Origin of the sequence: Paenibacillus sp. 32O-W (assembly GCF_007679495.1) — a bacterium.
GTDB classification, from domain to species: Bacteria; Bacillota; Bacilli; order Paenibacillales; family NBRC-103111; genus Paenibacillus_L; species Paenibacillus_L residui.
Window position 1 is genome coordinate 1 of sequence record NZ_VEGP01000159.1, and the last position, 912, is coordinate 912.

Annotated in this window: 1 protein-coding gene, 2 tRNA genes and 1 rRNA gene; all 4 read left to right on the forward strand. The window is 51.3% G+C overall.

The window, feature by feature from the left end:
* Window positions 1-108, forward strand: a 5S ribosomal RNA gene (rrf, locus tag FS806_RS25235); the annotation flags it as partial.
* A 60-nt stretch (window positions 109-168) separates the two neighbouring features.
* Window positions 169-369: a hypothetical protein gene (locus FS806_RS25240; RefSeq protein WP_144942102.1), complete on the forward strand. Its 201-nt coding sequence runs from the start codon at window positions 169-171 to the stop codon at window positions 367-369.
* Window positions 360-436 (forward strand) — tRNA-Ile (locus FS806_RS25245). Before FS806_RS25240 ends, FS806_RS25245 begins: the two co-directional genes overlap by 10 nt.
* A 232-nt stretch (window positions 437-668) precedes the next feature.
* A tRNA-Ala gene (locus FS806_RS25250) sits at window positions 669-744 on the forward strand.
* Window positions 745-912: the final 168 nt, after the last annotated feature.

A 912-nucleotide genomic window follows, 5' to 3' on the forward strand; every position in this document is an offset into this window, starting at 1 on the left:
GATGGCGGAGGGGAACCACGCGTACCCATCCCGAACACGACCGTTAAGCCCTCCAGCGCCGATGGTACTTGGACCGAGGGGTCCTGGGAGAGTAGGACGCCGCCAAGCGGGTTATTTCAAAGATGAGCGTTGATCTCTCCCACAGGAGAGTATCGGAACCCTTCATCGATGAAAACTCAAGAAGCTGGCTCGACGTTCATAGCCGGTTCCGATGCCGACCTCGAAGTAATTCTGAGGAGTAGGTTCAATCGGTGCGGAATGGACGCCGCCAAGCGGGTTATTTCAAAGATGAGCGTTGATCTCTCCCACAGGAGAGTATCGGAACCCTTCATCGATGAAAACTCAATTGCAGAAGCCAAGGGCCCTTAGCTCAGCTGGTTAGAGCGCACCCCTGATAAGGGTGAGGTCGGTGGTTCGAGTCCACTAGGGCCCACCATTTAAGCCTGTAAAAAGTGAATAAGCCTAAAGATTAAGCAGGTGAAGCGTTAGGGCTTAAAAAAGCCTCGAAGCATCACTTCACTATTTTGGGTTATGTATGGGGGCTCCCCCAAAAGTAATCTCAATAGGCTGCGAAGCATCGCTTCACTTTTGGTAAAGGTGTTTGGGGCTCCCCGAAAAGTATTCGGAATTAGCCTCGAAGCATCACTTCACTTTTTGGGGTTCAGTTAGGGGCCATAGCTCAGCTGGGAGAGCGCCTGCCTTGCAAGCAGGAGGTCAGCGGTTCGATCCCGCTTGGCTCCACCAAAGAAGCCGCTCGAGGCAAGCAAAAATTGCTAGTTGCCAAGACGGCGGCAATGTGGTAAGATATCTTTCGCTGCGCTAACCGCGCACGAGATTGTTCCTTGAAAACTAGATAGCGAATGAAAATGCGAAAGCATCCATTAGCCAGTGATTGGATTTTTCTTAATGAAG